This window comes from Paenibacillus sp. V4I9 (genome assembly GCF_030817295.1).
Taxonomy (GTDB): Bacteria; Bacillota; Bacilli; order Paenibacillales; family NBRC-103111; genus Paenibacillus_E.
Genome location: NZ_JAUSZE010000001.1, coordinates 1,980,886 through 2,003,682, shown reverse-complemented (window position 1 = coordinate 2,003,682; position 22,797 = coordinate 1,980,886). Strand labels below are relative to the sequence as shown.

The window sequence follows — 22,797 nt, the reverse complement described above, 5'->3', positions numbered from 1 at the left end:
ATAGTAGCGATTCTTAATAAACGCCGTCTTCGCCGAATTTCTTCGCCAGCCAGTTGGAGGCTAGCACCAGGGCAAAGCCGATGACAGATTTGAACAAGCCGACGGCGGTACTGAAGCTGAACTGTCCCTGTTTTAAACCTGCCGTATATACAAACGTATCCAGAATTTCCGCCACGTCTTTATTCATGGAGTTGAGGATCAGATAAATATGTTCAAAGCTGGTATCCAGCACATTTCCGATTTTGAGAATCAACAGCACAACAATGACATTGCGGATGCCAGGGAGCGTAATGTGCCAGATTTGCCGGAGTCGGCCGGCTCCGTCCATACGTGCCGCCTCATAAAGGCCCGGGTCAATAGACGCCATTGCCGCTAGGAAAACGATGGTTCCCCAACCCGCTTCTCTCCATATCACTTGCAGAACATACATGGGATAAAACCATTCCGAGTTCATTAGGAAGTTGACAGGCTGTAAGCCGAGAATAACCATAATTTCGTTAATTATCCCTCCGTCCATGGTCAGCATAACGAAAGAGATGGATACAATAATGACCCATGAAAGAAAATGCGGAATATAAACGATCGTCTGAACAAGCCGTTTGAAGTAACCGTTCGCTACTTCATTCAGCATGACCGAAAGAAGAATGGGTACCGGGAAATAGAAGAAGATATTGACCACGAATACAATCAGTGTGTTCTTAAAGATCTGCCAAAACCCCGGGTCGGTAAACAACCGGCGAAAGTGTTCCAGCCCAACCCACTCGCTTCCCAAAAAACCTTTGTAAGGTTGATAATCTTGAAATGCGATGACGAGTCCAGCCATGGGGATATATTTGAAAATAATAAAATATATAAAGCCTGGCAAAACCATAAGATAGATAAATTTGTTCCGCAGAACCCTTTTCCAGAACGTGTTTTTCGCCTTTGAGACCGATGCCGTCTCCGCCCGAGCAGCTATATGGTTCATGATGTGGGCCTTCCTTTCTTGTTGAAAGATAAGGCCGCTGAGTCATTCAGCAGCCTCCACCTTTTAACGCTGATTATTTTCCACCGTTATTCTTGTACTGCTCGTTGAACTCGTCGATGATTTTTTGGCCGCCGTCATTTTGCCACTTTTTCACTGCCGACTGGAAGCCTGCCTCGTCAATTTTGTTCATGATGAACTGGTACGTAGCGTCTTTAATTTGATCCTGAAGCCGGGCACCCTTTTCATTGAACGTTTTGGAGTCCAGGGATACGGATAGGTCCGTTACCATAAATTTAACAGCTTCATTTGAAAGGTTATTGGCCTTCTCTAAAGCAGGCAGAGAGTAGAAGCTAGGTGTTATGTTAGTTGTCTCGTACAGCGCCATGTTCAGATAAGGTCTTACTTCCTTCTCAATCAGCTTGCTGTCCGTGGAAGGAACTGCTTTACCGTCTTTCAACGTATAATGCTCATCCTTGAGACCGTATTTGAGCAGATCGGCTATTTCAGGAGAGTAGAATTTATCCATGACACCAAGGATGTTCTTCAATTCCTGTTCGGATTTAACGGATGATTTCGGGAAAAGCACAACAGTTCCGTAGCCCGAAAGCCCCCAGGTAGTGTTCTTACCGTCAACGCCCTTAATGTCGTTGGTTACCTCGTACTGCGCTTCCGGTATGTTTTTCACCGTTTTCTCTTGGAAGCCTTTGACATCGCCCATCGTCCCAATATAGAGTCCTGAGCGGCCGGTGTACATCAGATTCTGCTGATCCGTTTTGCTCGTAACCGGGAAATCCTGGTTGATCAGGCCTTCATCGCGGAGCTTCTTCATAAACTTCATCGTGTCAAGGTATCCCTTAGTCATGAAGTCGGGGACTAACTTGCCGTCTTGAGTTCCCCAACCATTCGGTGTTCCGAAGTACATAGAGAGAGTTTTGAAGGCGCCGTACACTAAATCGTTACGGTCAGAAATGGGGATCGTTTTACCGCCGCCGGCAAAATCCGCTTCTTTGAACTTCTTCAGCATGTTGTATAGCTCGTCTACCGTTTTTGGCGCGGAGAGTCCAAGCTTATCGGCCCAGTCTTTCCGGTAGATCAAGCCCGCACGAGCCGGTTGTCTTTCCTGGTACAGAGAGTAAATTTTCCCGCTAACGGCTGTATTATTAAGAATTTTCTGATTCAAGCTCTTGAGGTTCGGATAATCCTTCAGGTAAGGACCGAGTTCCCAAAACTGGTTATTCTTGATGGCATCGCGCATAAGGATAAAGGAAGCCGCGTTCTTCAAGTAAACAACCTGGGGCATGGAACCCGTTGCGAAAGCAGCTTGGAACTTCTCATCATAGGACCCGTCCGGTACCCATTGAATGTCCAGCTCGGAATTTGTTTTTTGCTCAAGAACCTTCTCAAGCTTATCGGAAGGAACCTCGGTCGTTTGCAAATCGGCCATGATACTGATTTTAACAGGACCCTTCGGTGCTTCGCTTGTTGCTTTTGCCGCTTCGGAGCCCGAGTCGGTTTTACTGGCGCATCCGGCCAACATGGAAACCGCCGTCAGTGCGGAAAGGATAATGGCGACATTCTTCTTTGTCATCTTGTGGACCTCCTTGAATTGGTGGTGATGGATGTTGATGGCTTAATCATAATGAGAAGCGCAAGTTACGTATATAATCATGAGATTTGAATGTGATTTTACAGGCGATACTTGACCTTTTATAATCTGATGATTATTTTTAATTTGAAGTGATTATCGCGATCCAGTTCTGTTTAAGGGAAATCCAGGACGCTATTTAGGCAAAATAGAGGACCACGGTTCCCTCTCGCTGGCTCAAAGGGCTATTTTCAGTGAAATAGCGCCCTATAGTTCCCTTAGCTGCGCGAATGTTAAAAAAACGGCCGTATAAAACTCCTCAAACGAGCTTTATACGACCGTATTCGTAATTATTGCTCTTTCACCCGGAACCAGTCGACGTCCATATAACCTCCCCCTGGAAGTCCTTGCTGCTGCAAACAAAATAATCCGAGCTTCGCGCCGACCCAACCGCCCGGCACCGCGATGAAACGGTCGCCGATCAGTACGAAGTGATCGCCATCCACACTATACGCGAACGAACACTCCGCCTCCGGCACAATGGTTACTTGGAAATAAACGGTGTTCACACCAGCCGGAAGTTCAATTTTCTCCATTATTTCTTCTTCCGAGCCATCCTTACTCCCTCTTCCCTGAACATAAGTAAGCAGGAACCGTTCTTCATCTTGACTCATCGCCATATACCGGTATTCATGCCCAAATACAGTAAAACCGGCTCGATCCCCTGCTGTTCCAGGCCGGAACGTCAGCTTTGCCGTCGCAGTGAATGCGGGGGCTGGAAGCTTCTGACACAGCACGTTAGGCGTTTGATAAAGCGTCGTTACGCCAATCGGCAGAGGATCGGCATATAAACGGAGCTTACCTGGGCTATCTTTTAAGGAATACCATGAAGGCTTCCAGTTCGCCTGCCACTGCCATTGCAGACCCAGAGTCGGCGATTCGAATTCGTCGCTCGTAGACGGAACGGTAATCGGACACTCGCGTCCAACATTCGGCTTCTTATGCACCAACACAGGCTCTCCGATCCCATCATCGTTCGAATCGATGCCCATTTCAGGCCAGTCGTTCTCCCAACGGATTGGCTGCAGGTGGACGATACGCCCGTATGCTTCCCGATCCTGAAAGTGCACGAACCACGATTCCCCGGAATTCAATTCGACGTAACCGCCTTGATGAGGTCCATTAATCGCAGTGTCTCCTTGATGAAGTACAATTCTGTCCTCATAAGGTCCTGTAATGCTTTTGGAACGAAGTATCGTCTGCCACCCGGTAGGAACACCCCCTGCAGGTGCAAAAATATAGTAATATCCGTTGCGTTTATACAATTTTGGTCCTTCCATCGTCGGATGGTCAGCTTCCCCATCAAAAATGACCTCGCCATCGTCCAGCAGCCCTTTGCCGTCCGCACTCATACGGCATAGCTTAAGCTTATGCTTGATTCCAGTTCGGCTTTTCGCAAATGCGTGTATCAAGTAAGCCTCACCGTCCTCATCCCAGAATGGACATGGATCGATCCAGCCCTTGACCTCCTTCACCAGATGAAGCGGCGTCCACGGTCCTTTTGGATCCACGGCAGTCGTCATATAGATACCCTCATCCGGCGCGCTGAAGAAGATCCAAAACTTACCACCATAAAACCTAATGCTTGGAGCCCATACCCCATCCCCGTGCCGCACCACATTGTCATAACCGCCGGGCAGCCGGTCCACGGCATGCGCGATAATCTGCCAGTTGACAAGATCCTTGGAATGAAGAATCGGCAAGCCGGGTGAACTGTTGAAGCTCGATGCTGTCATATAAAAATCTTCACCGACGCGAACTACGTCCGGATCCGAATAATCGGCGTAGATAACAGGATTCCTATAATATCCGTTTCCCAAATCGGCTGCCCAAATGCAAGAGTTATCTTGCATACTTTCCATTTTCTTTTCCATTTCCGTTTCCCCTTTCTATTTCACCTGTGCTACTATGTACAAAAAAGAGATCAAATCCGTGATGTTTCATTAGTTAATGAAAGGACGCTTCCCCATGAGTGAACGAATCGGACAAAAGTATACGACCAATGACCAGCTTTTCGCCATTCAGCAGCTGCAGCAAACGGGCTATTCCATCATGCCTCGCCCGCATGTGCATACAGGTTTTGAACTGTATTATTTGCTGCAAGGCGAACGTGTCTACTTTATCAACGGCAAGATATTCACTGCTCAAAAAGGCGATATGGTTATTGTGGTCCCTGGTGATTTGCATTCGACGGCAAGCTCCCAGGTCGAGCACGTGGAGCGAGTGCTCATTCAATTCGATCCCCGATTCATTCCACAGCCCGAGCGACAAGTGCTGGAGCTCCCTCCTTTTCTCGAATCCACGCTTCTGCGCGTTCCGCTAAAAGAACAAGATGAGCTAGAGAATTCGCTTCTGTACATGCTTTCCGAATGCAAGGAGCATCAGGCCTTTTACGAATCCTATATCCGGCAGCTTCTGATCGGCTTGCTCATCCGCCTCCACCGTATCGGCTCACTAGCCGATACTTCGGCTGAGTCTCAGCATCCGATGCACCAGAAGGTCTCTGAAATAACGGCCCACATTCACACCCATTTTAGCGAGCCGATCACACTCGAGCAGTTAGCCGGGATCTTCTTTATTAGCCCGTCGTATTTAAGTCGTGTTTTCTTGAAGCTAACAGGCTTTCATTTAAGCGAATATATCCGAATCATTCGGGTACGCGAAGCTCAAAAGCTGCTGAGAACAACGACAGCCAAAATTCAGCAGATCGCCGAACACGTCGGCTTCGAACATATTTCCCATTTTAATAAAACGTTCAAGAAGGTAAGCGGCTGCTCGCCGCTGCAATATCGGAAGCAGCACGTCAGAAGTTAAGCCGGAAAGAAATCTCATCCTTCCCTTCCAATTCAATTCCTTCTGTCCTCTCCCCCGTTACAACCAGTAGGGAGCCGACTTCTTGCGCTCCTTCTACGGTTAAGTCTTTTATTCGAACACCTTGCGCTTGATGAAGTCTTATCGGCTGGCCTTGTCGAAGCTTCAACTCAGTCCCCTCAAGCAGCAACCGCTTGACGTTATGGCAAATGACTCCTTGCACCGAGGAAACGCGATAATTGCGCAGGGTAACATCCTCCAGCGGCATTTCAGCCAAACCATTGACTAGGAAAGCCTTATCCGCGCCGGTGCAAACGATATCTGAAATGACAATTTGTCGGAAAACCGGTGTTTGTTCAGAAATGGGATGCATCTCCTCTTGTGCCGAACCAGAACCTTCTACACCCTCATAGAACAAATGGAAAGAGATGGCCTCCCCTACGATATCCATCATGCGGATGCGCTCGATCCTTATCCGCTCAACAATGCCACCGCGTCCTCTGGCGCTTTTGAACCGCAAGCCGATATCGGTTCCAATAAACGTGCAGTCCGTAACATGGATATCGCTGACGCCGCCCGACATCTCACTTCCGATAACGAAGCCTCCATGCCCATGGTATACTGTACATCGACGTATGGTCACATATCGGCTCGGCATGCCAAGCGCGCGTCCCGCTTCATCCTTGCCTGATTTGATGCATATAGCATCGTCACCGACATCGAACGTACAGTCCTCCACCAGCACATAGCGGCACGAATCTACATCCAAGCCGTCTCCATTCTGAGCGAACCAAGGATTTCGCACATTGACTCGACGTATTGTAATATGTTCCGATGCCCAAGGATGCAGGTTCCAGGCGGCAGAGTTTTGGAAGGTAGTTCCTTCCAGCAGAATACGGCTGCATCGGCGGAAACTAAGCAGATTCGGACGCAAATATTCGCGTGCAGGCAAATAAGCCTGCGGATCCTGCTCACCTGATTGAATCAGCTTCTCGACTAGTTCTGATCCCTGCATGGCAGCTGCAGAAGGCCACCAAATGCCCGCTGATTCATCGATGACCCCGCCGCTATTCTGGAGGCGGTTCCAATCTTTCTTCGTCATCTTCCACTTCTTTACAGGGCGCCAAGCTTCCCCGCCGCCATCGAAAATACCGTCACCGGTAATAGCGATATCCTCTAGACCCTCTGCATCCAGCGGAGATTGGCAGCGAACGACCGGCTTCCCTTCAAAGTGTGAGTGCAGCAGGGGATAATCCTCGAAACGCTTGCTGAACAATACAGTAGCTCCTGCCTCCGTATGCAGCTCCAGTCTGCTCGTCAGCTTGAGCGGACCGGTCAACCACAAACCGGCAGGAATGATTAGCCTCCCGCCCCCGGCTTCAGCTACCTCCTGAATCGCCGATCGGAACGCCTCCGAGTTGTCCGTTTGCCCATCCCCGACAGCACCAAAATCGGTCAGAGTAAACGTACGGTCCGGAATACGAGGAAGCATCACCTCTGGCATTGCGCTGTATGTTTGGTTCACAATTTCCGTTTGATTCATCTAACAAACCCCTTCCTGTCCAAACATATTCACATTTCAAATCACACATTAAATTATAGAGCAAGATATCGCTCATTTTCTTGCTACATCCATGACACAAAATCAAAAAATTATATATATTTGTCCAACATAGGCAGAAAAACGGACAGGACGGACCTGCCCGCTTTTCCATTCCATTATTTATTACCCTCATTATGCGGAACTTTAACCTCGGCAACAACCGTCATCTGGTTTCCTGCCAGATCCGTCACCGTATACGTAATCCGATAGATGCGGCCCTCTCCTTTGCCTGAGCGCTCAGCCCGCAGCAGGAAATCCGTATCCGAGGTTCCATAGTCGGCACCTTGAATATCTTCCGGCATATCTCCATCACCCAAGCCGTTGTCAGGCTCATTGCTTGTAATCGAGGTCAGCACGATCGTACTGACGCCGGAACCCTCATCCTGCCCGTAAACATTCATATGGACGGATACCAGCTTATGATTCGCAGGCGATAAAGAGAGATGCTCCGGAATCACTTCCAAAGTCGGCGCCGCTGTGTCGATATTGCTCACGACAGCCGTTGCCGTTCCTTTATTTCCCGCTTCGTCTGTAAACTCAAAAGTAAAGCTGCCGTTGGTCAGGAAGGTATAGCTGTACGATCCGTTGTTATTTGTTACAAATGCAGGTTCACTTGGCTCCATTGTCACCGTAACAGGTTGATTTGTCGCCTGTGTCGTGCTGTAGGTAACGATAGCCGAAGGTGGCACACGGTCAGGTTCTACCTCAAAGCTTATCGTGTAAATGCGCTGCGTTCCATCCTCCGCAGTCACCTTCAACTCGGCCTTGCCTGGCAGCTTATCCGCCTGTACCATTTGAACAGTTGACGTAGCTGCGTTTACATTTGCACTAACCTGAGGTACGGTTGTCGTTCCATAAGGCAGTGTGACGATATAATCGTGCTTCTGCTTCGTAAAGTCCGCCAGTTGCGTGCCGTCTATCATTATGCCGGTTAAAGCTGCATTGCTGTTCAATAACCGAATATCTTCAGACGCAGGATTCCAACCGTCATTACCGGCAAGAACCTTTGTCACTGTGTACTGTGCAGCCTCCTCCTTCGTTAATTGCTTTGTCCAGGAAAGCCGCCCCGCCGGGTTGGCTCCCGGTCCGTAACTCAAGTATTCGCCGTAATCGGCAGTGGCTTCGTTTGCGGCATTGCCCCAGTTATTCCAGCCTGCAGGCCGGATATGGTCACCCAAAAAGTTATTGATATATACCACATTCGCGTAAGGTCTCCATGGTCTTCCCAGATCTACTTGCCCGCTAAGCCCCGCATCCGCCGTCAGCCTACTGTTCACAAAGACATAGCCCTTTGCTCCCTGAGGCGTAGAGGCTGCGGTCACATAGCCTGGTGCTTTGCTGTGAATAACCGCACGATCGAACACGGCTGTTGCGGAACCGAAGATGAAATCTACTGAGCCGTCGATATAGCTGTCAACGAAGTATTGTCTTCCTATGCCATCTGCCAATAACGTATCCTGGAAGCCGACAAGCCGGACATTCCGGAACTGTTGGCGGTCTCCTCTGGCTTGTAAAGCTACCGCCTGGCCCGCCGTCAAGCCCGCATCGTTCTCAATCGTCAGATCCTGGGCCAAAAAATTGTTCGCTTGCGCGCTTAAGGTATAACTGCCTGAAGTGCCGATCGTACCGCCGCCAGGTGCAGGCTTGCTGGCCGAGTCGTTATAAATGATTTTCGTAAGCTCCGGACCGTCGCCGACAAGGCTAATGTTGGTTTTTCCGGTGCCGATGAGAACCTTCTCCCGATATTCTCCGGCTTTCACACGAATAACGATACGGGATGGATTATTGTTCGGAATGGAATCAACGCCCGCTTGAACCGTGCTGAACTGCCCGCTCTGATCCTTCGCTACCGTAATTACCTGAACCGCATCAGCCTTCACCTGTGCCGAGCTATAGCTTTCTCCATTGGCATTGACGGCCGTAACGATGTAGAAATAAGTCTTCCCTTGGGTTAGCCCATTATCGGCATATCGGGTGCCGGCAACCGTTTCGGCCACAACCTGATACGGGCCGCCCTCGACTTCACTTCTTTTGACGCGGTAAGCAGCCGCACCCTGTGCGGGGTTCCACACAACACTAACCTCCTGATTCGCGCTGTTTACTGCCTTCACTGCAGCCGGGGCTGCTGGAATTCCAATATCCTCCACAGGTCGTCCGGAAACAACGGCGGATTCCAAGCTCGTTTCTTTTACGCCCGAGGCCGTCACTTTATAATAATAAACATTGCCGTTTTCAAGCCCCGTATCCGTATAGTTTGTTGAGGTTACCATCGGTTGAAGGGTTATGTACGGTCCCTCGAAAGCCGAAGCGCGTTGAATGGTATAGGTCGAAGAGCCATCCACTGCGTTCCAACGAAGCTCAGCCTGACCGTTGCCCCATAAAACATTTATCGCAGGAGCGGCGACTGGTGCAGCTGGCTGATCTTGAACCGGTTCGGAATTCTGGCCTTCTCCTCCGACACTCTTGGCGGAAACCACATAATAGTACGTCGTCCCATTGCTCAGTCCGCCATCGCGATATGAGGTAGCTGTACTTTCAGCAACTTTCGTGTAAGGACCATCGGCTGACAGGCTTCGCTTAACAATGTAAGAGACCGCATTATTTACACTGTTCCAGCTCAAATCTATTTGACTGTTTCGTACGATCGGTACAAGCCCTGCAGGAGCTTCAGGTTTTTCCGCTGACTGTGACGGCGTTACCTTCACCTCGTTGGACGGAGCGCTTTCACCGGAAGCGCCTGCTCCTGTAACTACATAATAATAGGCCGTTTCGTTCTGAAGTCCTGCATCGATATAGGATGTAGCCGTAATACCGGAGGCTACCGTTTGATAAGGACCTCCGCTGGCCGTGCTGCGTTTTACGGTGTAGGACTCAGCTCCTTGCGCCGCATCCCAATTCAATTGAATCTGTGCGTTACCCGGTACCGCAGCCAATCCCTTCGGAGAAGCTACCGGCTCTACATACACCTTCACGTTATCCCAATAGGGGCTGCCTGTTCCGGAGCCCGGCGTGGAAAAATGAATGCGGCCTATCCCCTTTGCCTTCGTATCCGCTAGCGCCGTGCTGAGGAAGTCGATCTCCGGAGTCGCGGCCGGAACATTATCCACATAAATTTTTGCTTTACCCGTCAAGATGTTCGCTTCGATCTTGATATTCGTCCAACGGTTTAATGGCGGCTGCTCGTTTGTCACCTTGATATACGTACCGCCATTATTGATGACAAACACGTTATTGCTTTCATTTGCAGGTTTGCGGATTTCCAATGACAAAGGCGTTTTGCCGCCATCCGGCGTTTGCAACTGAAACAGGCCGGCCGAGCCAATCATCGATTGCTGCATGTAATCCGCTTCGATGATAACTGTGCCCTTTTGCGGAGTAAAGCTTTTCGCTGTCCGGGTGTTAACCGAGCCTGTATCATATAGCTGCATCGCTTTGGATGAGTTATTCCCCGCACTTGTCCCAGGAACCGTCTGTGTGATCACTTTATTCGTGGCTGTCATCGGAATGGGATTAATTAATGTGTACCCAGTCGGCATCTCTCCGATGGCATCTCCTTCGAAATCATCCGCAACGAGCCAAACGACCTCTGGTGCACCGGTAGGAGTGACGTTGACCTCCTTTGAATCGAAGCTTTCACCTTGTGCATTTACAGCACTGATGACATAATAATACGTTTTGCCAGGTGTTAAATTCGAATCGGTAAAAGACAGTGAAGCAACGTTGGTCATAATCGTCGTATAAGGACCGCCAGGAATATCGCTTCGCTTGATATGATAACCGGTTGCTTCACTTACAGGGGACCAAGCCAGCACCGCCTTGTTTTCTCCTGCTGTTGCCGCCTGCGCCTGCGGTGGCATTGGAAAGTCTGCAGCAAGCGTATGAAGCTCCACACCGCTGAATACAGACGTGTTGTACTTATTAATGTCATCTGGCGCCTTCGAGGCGTCTGCCGCTAACCCGAAATAGACGGTTTCCGCCATTGGTATATCAAGGGATCCGATCTGCTTCCAGTTTGTCTTGTCTGAAGAAATCAAGCCCGTCAGCTGGCTGCCGATTCGAACGAGCTTCACCCAATATGGGGTTGCAATGAAATCTTCCGGCTCGATTCTCGCCGACTCTTCGCCCGTCGACGAACGGCTGATCATGACGCCTTTTTCCCCCCCATTTTGACATAAGGGATCGAGAGCATCGCCATCTTGGAGGAAGCATTCAGCGATTCACGGACCATGACACCTGCCTCCGCATTATCGTCGGTAGGCGTTACGTGCTCGATTCGCGCAATAATCTCGCCGTTCCCTGTCAACGGCTGATAAGCGAAGTGGAACGAATCCGCGGTTCCTCCAATATCGCCGGCCGATTTCACCGTGACGGCCTGCGCATCGCCTCCCAGCTGCGTATGGCCAGGAATGCCGACATTGCCAATATCTTGCGATTGCCACGGAGTAATCGGGCCGCTCGTGTTCACATGAACTGCGACATTGTCTGAGTGGGTGGACAGCCCCATGGTATCGGTAGCGCGAACGACAAGGAAATGAGTGCCGTCCGTTACGTTACTCCAATCAAAGCTGTACGGAGCCGTCGTATCCTCTGCTACTTTTGCTCCATCAATAATCAGTTCAGCCTTGGCAATACCATCGCTATCGGAGGCGGCTGCCTCCACCGTAATTTGGCTTCCGGCTTCCTTCAGGCTATTGTTCACCGGCGAGGTGATGGAAACGGCCGGATTATCCGTATTTTTGTTACTGGCGGATCCTTGAACAATCAAGTCGTTGAGATATACCTCCAGATTCGTGTACCCTTCCGGTGATAGGTTCGTTGCGTTCCGATCATCGGCATTGGCAGGAGACAATCCCTTTGCAGCTTCCCACACATCGTCCATGCCGTCGTGGTCCTGATCGACTATGGCGGAGATGACCTCCGGGTAATCGGGATAACCGCCTATCTCACGCGGAGAATTAATATGCTGCCCTGTGCGGTGTATCACATCTTGAATAACCCTAGCATCGTAGGCATCACGCTTGGGCAAGGTGGCTCCCACATTCGCGAGCACATGCTCATAAGCAGCTTGCGCCGATTCGGAGATGTATCCGCCGTTAACGGCTACCGGCGCAGAAAGCTTCGATGCCGGGTTCTCAACCGATAGAACTCCCTTCCAGTTTTCGGCCGTTACGGAAGAATCCCCATCCATCATATTGCCGTTAATGTACATTTTGCTTGGAGAGCTTAACTCGCCGAACAGCAAATTACGAACGTTAGAATAAGTGCTAGGCCCAAACTTATAATAGTTATTGTTCAAATTATACTGTCCGTCACCGCCGCCGTAAGTGGACATAAATCCCCAATTGTAAATGATATTGTTGGATGCCTCCGTAATATCCGGGTACTGGACGATGACCGTTGGAAATCTCGGATTCCGGCTCACACTATGGGCAATCAGGTTATGGTGATACGTTGCTTGATTGCCTCCCCAGATGCCTCCATACCCGTGACGGCCTTTATGGTGAGATGTCATGAGCATGCTCTCTGCGGAGATTGACCACTGCACGGTCGTATTGGCATTATCGTACAAGCTGACGACTTCATCGACTGACCAACTGAATGAACTGTGATCAATGATAATGTCTTTATGGTAACGGACCCCGAACGCATCATCCTCGCTCGGATAACGGTCGCCTAAGCGAAACCTCATAAACCTTATGATCACATTGTCCGCTTCAATAGTCGTCGTATAGTCAGTTACCGTAATGCCGTCACCAGGAGCGGTTTGCCCTGCGATAGTCAAATTCGAGCCTCTAATCTTTAGACTTTCTTTGAGACGGACAGTGCCTCCGACACGGAACACGATGGTCCGATTGCTCTGACTAACCGCGTCGCGCAACGAGCCTTGAATCGGTGTTTCGTTACTCTTGTAATCATCGAGTGTAGTAACTTCATATACCACTTGCCCTCGGCCGCCGCTCACATATTTGCCGCCTCCTTCAGCTCCCGGAAAAGCCGGGAGTGGTTCCGCCGCAGACGTATTGACAGCGTTTACAGGAAAAGCTGCAGCAAGCATCGATGCAATTAAAAGCTTCGACAACCACTTATTCATCAAAATACCCCCTTACGAGTGAATTCACGTGGGACCTCCGAATGCATGTAAGAAACGAACGTCCACCTGATGGCTTAATCATAATCAGGAGCCCCTAGTTACGTATATAATCCTGGGATTTGTCCGCGCTTTTACCGGGAATAAAAGTCCATTTCTTATCCGTTGATTATTTTCATTTTGGCATGATTACTGCCTTAAAAAGGGAAAAAGAATGCCAACCACCTGACCCGTAAGGCTCAGCAGTAAGCAATCTTTTTTGTTATCATTCATCCGTTGTTCGGGAAGATTTCACTGTACTCGAAATAGTCGAAATCCGCATGATTCGTACTGGGCTGCCCGTTGGAACTTGCATACATTCCAAGATAAGCACCGGTAAAGCCTCCAGCCACATCACTGCTAAGAATTCGGCCATCGGCGCAATCGTATAAGAGCTCCCACTGCTCAGAATTCGTAGCAAAATAAAAACTATAATTCTGCTCAATCGCTTCGACCATGAGATACAATCTCCCGGTTGCCTGGTGCGGACGTAGGACAAGCATCTCTTCCGCGCCCGCTTCTCGCTTGATCAGGCGAAGGACTCCTTCTCCATCGATCAGCGCCGACTCCAAGCGATATTGGTAATCCTCATTTTGCAGAAGCACCAGACCAGCCACTTCCCCTTCAGTAAGAGGAGTAAATTCTAATGCAGTGCGCGCAGCAAAATTGATATGCTGCTGCCTCCTGCCTATGAAGCTTGGATTCGTCACTTTCGTGATCGTCTCAGGCTTCAGTCGTAGACGCAGGTGACCTGGCCGCTCCGACAAGCTCCAGAAATCCCCCCGTGGCGTGCGGATAAAATTCCATCGATCGCCAAGGATCGCTGCATCAAAATGATCGCAGGCTGCGAGCCACGGCCATCGGCACAATGGCAAATTCGGCATCGGCAGCTCGAACTCAACGATTCCTTTACCCGGATTCACCACCGGCCATCCGTCTTCCCAGACGAACGGCACGAGGAATGTCTCCCTACCCAAGTTACGGTAATTTCCCCCGTAAGGGCGAGATCCCAGACAAACGAGATACCACTCGCCGTTCTGGGTTTCAATGAAATCCGAATGACCCACATTTACGATAGGATAGTTGCGACCGAGATGACGGTGTGTCAGAATCGGATTTGTTTTCGCCACCTCATATGGGCCAGTTATGCTTTTACTGCGGGCCATTGTGGTTGAATGCGTGTGGCCCGTTCCACCCTCGGCAACGACCAAGTAGTAATATCCGTTAATCTTGTAAAGATGCGGCCCTTCCGTCGCATGAATTTGTTTAAGGGCCCCATCCCATAAGCTGTATGTCGGTCCTGTCAGCTGCTCCTCTTGCAAATCCAATTCTTGCAGCCAGATTTCCACGTGCTTCTCATATTGCTGCCCTTCAGGCGGCTTGCGATTGCCCGTATAGTAGACCTTCCCGTCATCATCAAAAAATAAAGAGGGATCAATGCCGACGGCTCCGGGCAACCAGACAGGATCTGACCACGAGCCTGCCGGGTCCTTGGCGGTGACATAAAAGTTCCTCCGTTCGCCAGTCGCGCTAACGACAAACGTCGATACTACGTAAAATATTCCGTTAAAATAACGGATTGTCGCAGCATAAATCCCCCTAGAGGATGGTGTGTCGTCCAGATTTAGCTGCGAAGGACGATCCAGGACATGACCAAGCTGCCGCCAATGAATCAAGTCCTTGCTGTGAAAAACCGGAATACCCGGATAATACTCGAATGATGAGGTGACCATGTAATAATCTTCACCAACACGGCAAATCGAAGGGTCCGGGTAAAAGCCCGGTAAAATGGGATTTCGAAATGTTTTCATGAAAATTCCTCCGCTTTTCTATCGTTACTTCTTGTATTGTTGGTTAAATTCGTCGATGATTTTTTGGCCGCCGTCGTTTTGCCACTTTTTCACTGCAGCCTGGAAGCCTGACTCGTCGATTTTGTTCAAAATGAACTGGTAAGTGGCATCTTTCATCATATCCTGAAGTCTGGAGCCCTTTTCATTGAATGCTTTGGAATCCAAGGATATGGTAGGATCAGTAATCATAAATTTTACGGCTCCATTCGAGAGCTTGATGGCTTTCTCAAAAACAGGAAGAGAATAGTACGCAGGCGTAACATTGGTTGACTCGTACAGTGCCATATTCAGATAGGGCCTTACTTCCTTCTCAATCAGCTTGCTGTCCGTGGAAGGAACTACTTTGCCATCCTTCAATGCATAATGCTCGTCCTTGAGACCGTACTTGAGAAGATCGGCTATTTCGGGTGAATAGAACTTATCCATGACGCCCAAGATACTCTTGAGCTCCTGTTCGGAGTTAATGGAAGATTTCGGGAAAAGCACAACAGTTCCGTAGCCTGAAAGCCCCCATGTAATATTCTTGCCGTCAACGCCCTGGATATCGTTCACTACCTCATACTCTGCTTCCGGAACGTTTTTTACCGTCTTCTCTTGAAGTCCTTTGACATCGCCCATCGTCCCAATATAGAGTCCTGAGCGGCCGGTAACCATCAGGTTCTGCTGATCCGTTTTGCTCGTAACTGGGAAATCCTGATTGATCAGGCCTTCATCGCGGAGCTTCTTCATAAACTTCATGGTGTCAACATAACCCTTGGTCATGAAATCAGGAATCAATTTGCCGTCTTGAACTCCCCAGCCGTTCGGTGTTCCGAAGAACATGGAAACGGTTTTGAAGGCGCCGTAAACAAGATCATTACGGTCAGACAGTGGGATCGTTTTTCCGCCGCCGGCCAAATCAGCATCTTTGAACTTCTTCAACATAGTGTATAGCTCGTCTACCGTTTTTGGTACAGAGAGTCCAAGTTTATCGGTCCAATCCTTCCGGTAAATGAAGCCCGCACGAGCCGGCTGTCTTTCCTGATAGAGGGAGTAAATTTTCCCTCCAACAGCCGTATGATTAAGAATTGTCGGATTCAAGTTCTTCAGGTTTGGATAATCCAACAAGAACGGACCGACTTCCCAAAACTGATTATTCCTAACGGCGTCACGCATGAGGGTAAAGGAAGCCGCGTTCTTCAAATAAACAACTTGAGGCAGAGAGCCCGTTGCAAAAGCAGCTTGGAATTTCTCATCATAAGAACCGTCAGGCACCCATTGAATTTCCAGTTCGGAATTTGTTTTTTGCTCAAGAACCTTCTCAAGCTTATCGGAAGGAACCTCGGTCGTTTGCAGATCAGCCATGATGCTGATCTTAATCGGACCTTTGGGAGCTTCATGTTCTGATTTAGTTGTTTCAGCACTTGAGTCGATCTTATTGGCACATCCGACTATCAGGGAAACCGCCGTTAAAGCGGAGAGCAATATGGCGGTATTTTTCTTTATCAATTTGCGGTCCTCCTTAATCTGGGTGATTGATGTTCATAGCTTAATCATATTAATTAACACAGGTTACGTATATAATCATGTGATTAGGCCGCAGTTTTACAGGGGTTGCAGGCCTTTTTATTATCTGATGATTATTTTCATTTTGAAGTGATTATTGCCCCTAACGGGCTTTTTCATTAGAATAGAGTAACCGGCTGAACCAGATACCGGCCAAGAAAGGAGTGCAGATTATGCTGCGTGAACAAAGCTTTTACACCAAGCTCGTGTTATTCAGTTGCGCTATCTGCATTATTCCTCTTCTGGCGCTTGGTTTCTTTTCTTATATGAAATCATCGCATTCGATTCAACAACATGTCAATCTAGGCAATGTGCAGCTTATGGAACAAACGAGCAGCAATTTGGAGCAAACTTTGCAGACGTTGGACTATTCCCTCAATAACTTCATCAATTCAACCTTAATGCTGGACGCTTTGTACAAGCCCATGACCACCTATGATTTTCAGGCCTATAATGCCATTCGTAAAGAGCTTTCGTACCAGCAGTCCTCAAAGACCATGGTAACGGATATCATTTTGGTAAATTCAACCGAGAATTGGGTGATCACGAACACGGGATTGTACAATTTAAATGAATACGCTTACAAAAATTCATTACTCCTCTACTCGAATTTGCCATTCAATTCAAACTGGCTGCTTCTGCCGAACAATTCCCTAGGAGCTGCAGATACGGAAAGCTCCGGCTGCAAATACATGATTACTTTGATTAAAAAAATGCCCTTACATACTTCGGAAAAAAGGGGCCTATTATTTGCCGCTATCCCGCAGTGTCGTTTAGCAGCCCTCATGGGAGCTCCTTCGGATTCACAAAATGTGATGGTGCTTGACCAAAGCAATCGGATCATCATCCATTCGGATGAAGCTAAGGTCGGGCAATTCGTAACGGAATCGGGCATCATACCAGAAACGGATCTCGCCCTCTTGGCGGGGAAATCCGGGCAATTCCTATCCAAGTCGAATGACAAAGACTCTACGATTACTTTTATTCGATCTGAGTTTAACGGTTGGATCTATGTTTCGGTAACGGATATTGCTGTTACGAATAAGGAAGCACGAGCCATTGGCTGGTTTACTCTCTACGTGCTATTGGGAATCATTGGGCTAAGCATTTTCTTCGTCTGGTTTGGGAGCAGAAGAATGTACTTCCCTATTCACGGGATACTGAAAGGCATCGCAGATCGACTTCCCAATTCCGACAAGCCCCATAAGAACGAGTTACTATTCATTGACGAACATCTCAGAGATTTGTTTGCTTCTAATTCCAAGCTTCATGGAGAGCTTTACCAAACCGGGATGCAAGTACGCAGCTTTTTTCTTGCCAAGCTGTATCAGGGAAACGTCGGCAACAGAGAACTTGAAGAAAGTCTTGAACGCTTCGGCTATTCGAAGCAGATTTCCTCCTGGAACAATCTTGCCACGCTTACCCTGCAGATCGACCTACTGAAGGAAACGCGGTATGAACAGGCGGATTTGGATCTGCTTTTGTTTGCTATTAAAAATATTATCGAGGAGCTGATCCCGGGCGATAGCTGCTTATCCCCGGTTATCGTTGAACAAACACTAACTACGACGATAGGCTGCTCCGGCCTCACGACTGAAGCATTCTGTAACCAGCTCTATCAATGGACGGAAGAGATCCAGCGAATGATCCGCAATTATTTGGAACTCGACGTCAGCATCGGGATAAGCCTGCCCTTCACCCATATTCGCAAAGCTCCAAGAGCTTATCAGGAAGGACTTGAGGCTTTGAAGCGCAGGCTCACGTTGGGGGAAGGCGTCATTATCCCCTATGCGAGTATCAATGCAGGAAAACATACGCTTATCTATGCATACCCGAAGCTTCAGGAGAACGAGCTTATCGATTCCATCAAATTGGCAAATGAGGATCGATCTTTCGTTGTGCTTAACCAATGGCTGAAAGAAGTTTTCCAAAAAGAACGATCACCTCACGAATATCAGATTTCCTTAGTTCGTCTATTGAATAATTGTATGATCGTCATGCAGGAAGCAGGAATTCGACTTGAGCAGCTAAATCTGCAAGAAGGCTCGTTATATGAGGAGCTGCTTCAGCTCTATGTTAGCTCAGAAATCGAAGCCTGGTTCAAGGATCGAATTATTCTGCCCATGATTCAAGTTTTCCGGGGACCGGCAGGAATGCCAATACCAGAACTTGTCCGAACAAATCATCGATATCATTCATAAGGAATACGAGCGAGATTTAAAGCTAGAAGAATGTGCTTCACGCATGCATTATAACGTCTTCTATTTAAGCAGTGTTTTTAAGAAAGAAACGAATATGTCTTTTAGTGAATACCTAGCTGACTATCGCTTCCAAATCTCCAAGAAATGGCTGGTAGAAACGAATTTGCCCATCAAGGATATTGCCGAGAAACTAACTTACACGAATGCCCAAAACTATATCCGCTTCTTCAGAAAGCTGGAAGGAATGACTCCTGGCCAATACCGTACCCAGTTCTCTGCGCAAAATAAATAAGTATGGTATTTTGATTATGTTGAACTGACTAGTGGGTCTGATCGGTCTTGAGGGCATAAAAAGCATGAGGGTCTCATCCCTCATGCTTTTTATTTAATTTCTATCCAGTTACATTTCTATTGACAACCGCCCATCTCGAACATCATCATGATGCCTTGCAAAGAATTTATTAGACGCTTCTGATAACCGATTATAAAGCTTCATTACCCGTAGCTCCTTTGTAATGATGCGTATGTGGTCTCGCACCATTTACTGTCGTAAAACCTTCAAAGTAATGGATATGCCCACCACTCGGAACATCAATTGCCGGGCCTGTTACCCCTTGAATGACATGAGTGTGCCCATGATTTATTGATGTTACGGTGTAATAACGATGTACATGGGGGACACCTGTTGGAGCTGGTTCGGTAACACCCACATATTGATGAACGTGTCCATCGTCATAAGACGTCACACCTGAAAAAGGGTGAACGTGATACACGGGGCGACCGTCCCAAGAAGTAATATAGAGACCATGGGAATGTTCGTTCCCAGAGTCACTCGGGTGAAGAACGAATCCTTTAACAGGGATTTTTTTCAATGTAGCAGCTCCTTTTTAATTTGGTCTGGTATTAAATTATGTCAATAAACCTATTTTTGATATAGGCATTCGTACAATCGTTTGGCGATATAACTATATCTCAGACGAAAACGAAGAAGCCTGCAAATCACTTGAGCATTGATTTGCAGGCTTCTTTTTGATTATCTGATATTGTCAATCTAGTGCTTAATTGATTATTCACCCATGATTTCTCTATGGTAACCTCACGGTCGGTAGCTGTTGTGTAATCGGAAAGTCTAACACTAAATTTGATTTTTTTCATATCGTCCAAATTCAGCATATTGAGCCTCTCTCTTTCAAAACCGTTTTAAGCATACACCTCACTAAATGCTTCTTCCACGGAAAGCATTTTTCCCGTTCTCGACGATACGGCTGCAGCATGCACCAAGCTTTGCGACTTCAAATAATCTCTTCCGTTTGGTCTTGGCTCCCGCTTTTCCTTCAAAGCAGCTAGAATTCATCGATCGACAGCACGTTTCCTACCCCGTCAAAGGTGTACACTTCATCGGCTTTTCCTTCCTTCATAAGCTGCACTTGGTTGCTCGTTACCACAATCGCGCCTTCCGCTCCTTCGAAACGCCAATCTCCATACCATTCTGTCAGCTTTCCCTTGGCCATCATGCTGCCGTGATAATCCACGACCGTCCCGCCGTCAAAGACGCGATCTCGTTAATCGCAGTGTGAATGTGAGGAGGCGTAACATTAATGACGAAATCGGGGCTCTCGCTGTTGATCGCTTCTTCCAAAGACGAATAAACCGGGGTTTCCGGATCGATCGTTCCCGCATCTGAGCGTTCGCTTCAACAACGCAAACCGCGTGCACGCCCGCATGACGTCTCAGTTTCTTTTCGCAAGGCCCACAATCAATATACCTACGTACCGTAATTATTGAATTAATTGACCATCTCGAAAATGCACAATACGCTTCACCTGCTTCGCAATCAAGTATCCGATTCATACCATCAAATATTTATTCAAAAAGTCGTTACGAAACTTTCCGTGGGGATCATAATGAAGGAGCAGTTGTCGGAAGTCTGGCAGCTTCTCGTAGAGCGGCTTCAACTGAGCGGGCTGCATGGTAAATAGCTTCCCCCAATGCGGACGAGCGCGGAAAGGCGCAAGTTGCTTTTCGATCATCGGCAGTACTTGTTTGACTGCCTCCCAATTCGGCTTCCACGTAAAATGAATAGCAACTGAATCCTGATTGTAATTAGGGCTCATCCACAAATTGTCTTTTGCAATAGTACGAACTTCAGAAACATAAAGGTGTGGCGAGATATGCTCCCGTATTCCATTAAGCGCATTCAATGCCTGATAGGCATCTTGTCGCGGCACGAAATACTCGCTTTGCAGCTCCTCTCCAGCACTCGGAGTGAAATCCATACGAAAGTGCGGCAATCTCTCGTGCCATGGTCCCGCAATGCACATCTGCTCGCTGCAATTCTCCGCTGTATGTCCTGGCACTGGATGCCGAGGTGAAGTTGCTAATTGCGCACCGAAAAACTCAGGTGCCACCTGATCAGAGACTTGATCAGTTAGTTTCCGCTTTAGCCAGACTTGATTGAAATTCGCATTTTTCCAATCGGTAAATAGACTAACACTATAAGCACTGGAAAAAATATCGTCAAAGTGCTCATTTAGCTGCATTAGAGACAGATTATCATATACATGCTGACTCATTTGAAATGTTGGGATCACATCCAGTGTAATTTTAGTGACTATGCCCAATCCTCCAAGCCCAACGATTGAACCTGCGATGTCTTGTTTCTCGCGGGAGAATACAGCCACGTCCCCATTCGCCTGAACGACTTCCATAGAATCAACCACTGTAGCAAGATTCCCATTCCGATCACCAGAACCATGCGTTGCCGTAGCGCATGCACCAGCAACGGTTATGTGTGGCAGCGATGCCAAATTGTGAAGCGCATAACCATGGTTATGTAGGTGCTCACATAGCTCTCCATACCGGATTCCGGCTTCAACAGTTACCTTATTTTGTACTGTATCTAATGCTACCACTCGGTTAATGTTCTGAAGCGAAAGAAGGATTTCGTTACAATCGGCGATGCTATTAAACGAGTGCCGTGTGCCAAGCACCTTTATTTGCTTACTGCGAGTCACTAATTCCTGTACTTGTTCCACACTTGTGGGAATATGGAGTTCAGAGGTACTATACCTGTAGTTGCCAGCCCAGTTCCAAATATTATTCATATCTTCACACGCCTTCGAAAGTATTTATAATTTATTATTACCAAAATTCCAATCACTTTTAAGCATGCCATATACAATGTGGTCAATGTATTGGTCGTATAAATATTCAGCTTCACGGATTCGACCTTCATTCGTAAACCCTAATTTCTCTGGAATCGACCTGCTTTTTAGGTTCTTAACTCCGCATCTTATTTCAACTCTGTTTAAACCTAATTCGTCGAAGGTATAATCAACTAATCTTTTGCAAGATTTAATCATAATTCCATTACTCTGAAACTTTTCACCTAACCAGTAACCAATACTGGTTTTTTTATTAGCCCAATCAATAGAATGATATCCGATACATCCTACGATTTCGCCTTTATACCATATTGCTGTATGGAATCCATTGTTTGAAGCATGTTGATTTTGACAGAATTGTATAAAGGATTTCGTGTTCTCAACACTCAAAGTCCCATCAACCCACGGTAGCCATTCTCTAAGATAACGTCTAGAATCATCTGTTAATGCAAATAATCTTTCTGAATCGTCTTGTTCAAGTAATTTAAGCATCTTATCATCGTCAATTTTAAAGAGCATTTTATCCCTCTTTTCAATATCCATTTAATGTAATTACCCCAGCATAAAAGATTACAATAACTATTAGAGATAGAACGATTAAACATATTAAGCCAAAACTAACCATCTTGACCTATGTAGGCAAATCTAACCCCGAAATGAATAACCTCTATCCGGTGCATCGCTTTTACCGCGGCCTCTTAAGCTAATAGAAATATTTTGCCTGGTTTCAAATGACTCAAATGGAAATTCTTCGGCGCTACCAAGCATTCCTGGGACATAAACTAAAGGAATATTCTCACTTACTTTACGACTAATCAGGTAATTAATTTTGATTCCATCATTTAGTGCAAATTGTGAGTCCATCAAACTACCACCTCAAATTC

The 22,797-nt window shown here is 47.6% G+C and carries 16 protein-coding genes; 3 read left to right on the top strand and 13 right to left on the bottom strand.

The features are described 5' to 3' along the window. Positions 1 to 13: 13 nt before the first annotated feature. The 3 genes from QFZ81_RS09285 to QFZ81_RS09275 all read right to left on the bottom strand — a co-directional run bounded on the left by QFZ81_RS09285 (position 14) and on the right by QFZ81_RS09275 (position 4,486). Complete coding sequence (locus QFZ81_RS09285) at positions 14 to 967, bottom strand: ABC transporter permease (protein ID WP_307602440.1); 954 nt, start codon at positions 965 to 967, stop codon at positions 14 to 16. Positions 968 to 1,040: 73 nt separating this feature from the next. Then, positions 1,041 to 2,555: an extracellular solute-binding protein gene (locus QFZ81_RS09280; protein WP_307445230.1), complete on the bottom strand. Its 1,515-nt coding sequence runs from the start codon at positions 2,553 to 2,555 to the stop codon at positions 1,041 to 1,043. A gap of 347 nt (positions 2,556 to 2,902) precedes the next feature. Then, entirely contained in the window at positions 2,903 to 4,486 is a 1,584-nt protein-coding gene (locus QFZ81_RS09275) for a glycoside hydrolase family 43 protein (protein WP_307602439.1), read from the bottom strand. A gap of 94 nt (positions 4,487 to 4,580) precedes the next feature. Between QFZ81_RS09275 and QFZ81_RS09270 the strand changes: the two genes are divergently transcribed. Beyond that, a complete protein-coding gene (locus QFZ81_RS09270) occupies positions 4,581 to 5,426 on the top strand; it encodes an AraC family transcriptional regulator (protein WP_307602436.1) in 846 nt (281 codons plus the stop codon). Here QFZ81_RS09270 and QFZ81_RS09265 read toward each other — a convergent pair. From QFZ81_RS09265 to QFZ81_RS09245, 5 genes are all read right to left on the bottom strand, one after another. Beyond that, positions 5,416 to 6,966 (bottom strand): glycoside hydrolase family 28 protein, encoded by a 1,551-nt coding sequence (locus QFZ81_RS09265; protein WP_307602433.1) that lies wholly within the window; start codon positions 6,964 to 6,966, stop codon positions 5,416 to 5,418. The genes QFZ81_RS09270 and QFZ81_RS09265 overlap by 11 nt on opposite strands. A 176-nt stretch (positions 6,967 to 7,142) precedes the next feature. Further along, positions 7,143 to 11,171 (bottom strand): pectinesterase family protein, encoded by a 4,029-nt coding sequence (locus QFZ81_RS09260; protein WP_307602431.1) that lies wholly within the window; start codon positions 11,169 to 11,171, stop codon positions 7,143 to 7,145. Further along, positions 11,168 to 13,117, bottom strand: coding sequence for an Ig-like domain-containing protein (locus QFZ81_RS09255; protein ID WP_307602429.1), 1,950 nt, complete (start codon positions 13,115 to 13,117; stop codon positions 11,168 to 11,170). The genes QFZ81_RS09260 and QFZ81_RS09255 overlap by 4 nt, the downstream gene beginning before the upstream one ends. Before the next feature lie 266 nt (positions 13,118 to 13,383). Beyond that, complete coding sequence (locus QFZ81_RS09250; protein ID WP_307602427.1) at positions 13,384 to 14,964, bottom strand: glycoside hydrolase family 43 protein; 1,581 nt, start codon at positions 14,962 to 14,964, stop codon at positions 13,384 to 13,386. A gap of 24 nt (positions 14,965 to 14,988) precedes the next feature. Next, positions 14,989 to 16,491: an extracellular solute-binding protein gene (locus tag QFZ81_RS09245; RefSeq protein WP_307602424.1), complete on the bottom strand. Its 1,503-nt coding sequence runs from the start codon at positions 16,489 to 16,491 to the stop codon at positions 14,989 to 14,991. A gap of 230 nt (positions 16,492 to 16,721) precedes the next feature. On the opposite strand from QFZ81_RS09245, the gene QFZ81_RS09240 reads away from it, so the two are divergent. Both QFZ81_RS09240 and QFZ81_RS09235 read left to right on the top strand, forming a co-directional pair. Then, the gene (locus QFZ81_RS09240; RefSeq protein WP_307602422.1) at positions 16,722 to 18,749 is read left to right on the top strand and encodes a cache domain-containing protein; all 2,028 of its coding nucleotides are present in this window, start codon (positions 16,722 to 16,724) and stop codon (positions 18,747 to 18,749) included. Beyond that, entirely contained in the window at positions 18,718 to 19,041 is a 324-nt protein-coding gene (locus QFZ81_RS09235; RefSeq protein WP_307602420.1) for a helix-turn-helix transcriptional regulator, read from the top strand. The genes QFZ81_RS09240 and QFZ81_RS09235 overlap by 32 nt, the downstream gene beginning before the upstream one ends. Before the next feature lie 190 nt (positions 19,042 to 19,231). Here QFZ81_RS09235 and QFZ81_RS09230 read toward each other — a convergent pair whose 3' ends face one another. The 5 genes from QFZ81_RS09230 to QFZ81_RS09210 all read right to left on the bottom strand — a co-directional run bounded on the left by QFZ81_RS09230 (position 19,232) and on the right by QFZ81_RS09210 (position 22,777). Next, positions 19,232 to 19,621 (bottom strand): YmaF family protein, encoded by a 390-nt coding sequence (locus QFZ81_RS09230; RefSeq protein ID WP_307445251.1) that lies wholly within the window; start codon positions 19,619 to 19,621, stop codon positions 19,232 to 19,234. Positions 19,622 to 20,092: 471 nt separating this feature from the next. Next, a complete protein-coding gene (locus tag QFZ81_RS09225; RefSeq protein ID WP_307445252.1) occupies positions 20,093 to 20,281 on the bottom strand; it encodes a hypothetical protein in 189 nt (62 codons plus the stop codon). Between the two features lie 315 nt (positions 20,282 to 20,596). Next, positions 20,597 to 21,853: an FAD-binding protein gene (locus tag QFZ81_RS09220; RefSeq protein WP_307602418.1), complete on the bottom strand. Its 1,257-nt coding sequence runs from the start codon at positions 21,851 to 21,853 to the stop codon at positions 20,597 to 20,599. A 24-nt stretch (positions 21,854 to 21,877) separates the two neighbouring features. Next, the gene (locus QFZ81_RS09215; protein WP_307445256.1) at positions 21,878 to 22,456 is read right to left on the bottom strand and encodes a GNAT family N-acetyltransferase; all 579 of its coding nucleotides are present in this window, start codon (positions 22,454 to 22,456) and stop codon (positions 21,878 to 21,880) included. A 102-nt stretch (positions 22,457 to 22,558) separates the two neighbouring features. After that, a complete protein-coding gene (locus tag QFZ81_RS09210) occupies positions 22,559 to 22,777 on the bottom strand; it encodes an alpha/beta fold hydrolase (RefSeq protein WP_307602416.1) in 219 nt (72 codons plus the stop codon). Positions 22,778 to 22,797 lie beyond the last annotated feature (20 nt).

What these genes read in the sequence shown, in the direction of transcription:
- QFZ81_RS09280 (WP_307445230.1), bottom strand. Translation starts at nt 2,555, where the DNA reads ATGACAAAGAAGAATGTCGCCATTATCCTTTCCGCACTGACGGCGGTT.
- QFZ81_RS09220 (WP_307602418.1), bottom strand. Translation starts at nt 21,853, where the DNA reads ATGAATAATATTTGGAACTGGGCTGGCAACTACAGGTATAGTACCTCT.
- QFZ81_RS09270 (WP_307602436.1), top strand. Translation starts at nt 4,581, where the DNA reads ATGAGTGAACGAATCGGACAAAAGTATACGACCAATGACCAGCTTTTC.
- QFZ81_RS09285 (WP_307602440.1), bottom strand. Translation starts at nt 967, where the DNA reads ATGAACCATATAGCTGCTCGGGCGGAGACGGCATCGGTCTCAAAGGCG.
- QFZ81_RS09210 (WP_307602416.1), bottom strand. Translation starts at nt 22,777, where the DNA reads ATGGACTCACAATTTGCACTAAATGATGGAATCAAAATTAATTACCTG.
- QFZ81_RS09265 (WP_307602433.1), bottom strand. Translation starts at nt 6,966, where the DNA reads ATGAATCAAACGGAAATTGTGAACCAAACATACAGCGCAATGCCAGAG.
- QFZ81_RS09215 (WP_307445256.1), bottom strand. Translation starts at nt 22,456, where the DNA reads ATGGATATTGAAAAGAGGGATAAAATGCTCTTTAAAATTGACGATGAT.
- QFZ81_RS09275 (WP_307602439.1), bottom strand. Translation starts at nt 4,486, where the DNA reads ATGGAAAAGAAAATGGAAAGTATGCAAGATAACTCTTGCATTTGGGCA.
- QFZ81_RS09260 (WP_307602431.1), bottom strand. Translation starts at nt 11,171, where the DNA reads ATGATCAGCCGTTCGTCGACGGGCGAAGAGTCGGCGAGAATCGAGCCG.
- QFZ81_RS09250 (WP_307602427.1), bottom strand. Translation starts at nt 14,964, where the DNA reads ATGAAAACATTTCGAAATCCCATTTTACCGGGCTTTTACCCGGACCCT.
- QFZ81_RS09255 (WP_307602429.1), bottom strand. Translation starts at nt 13,117, where the DNA reads ATGAATAAGTGGTTGTCGAAGCTTTTAATTGCATCGATGCTTGCTGCA.
- QFZ81_RS09240 (WP_307602422.1), top strand. Translation starts at nt 16,722, where the DNA reads ATGCTGCGTGAACAAAGCTTTTACACCAAGCTCGTGTTATTCAGTTGC.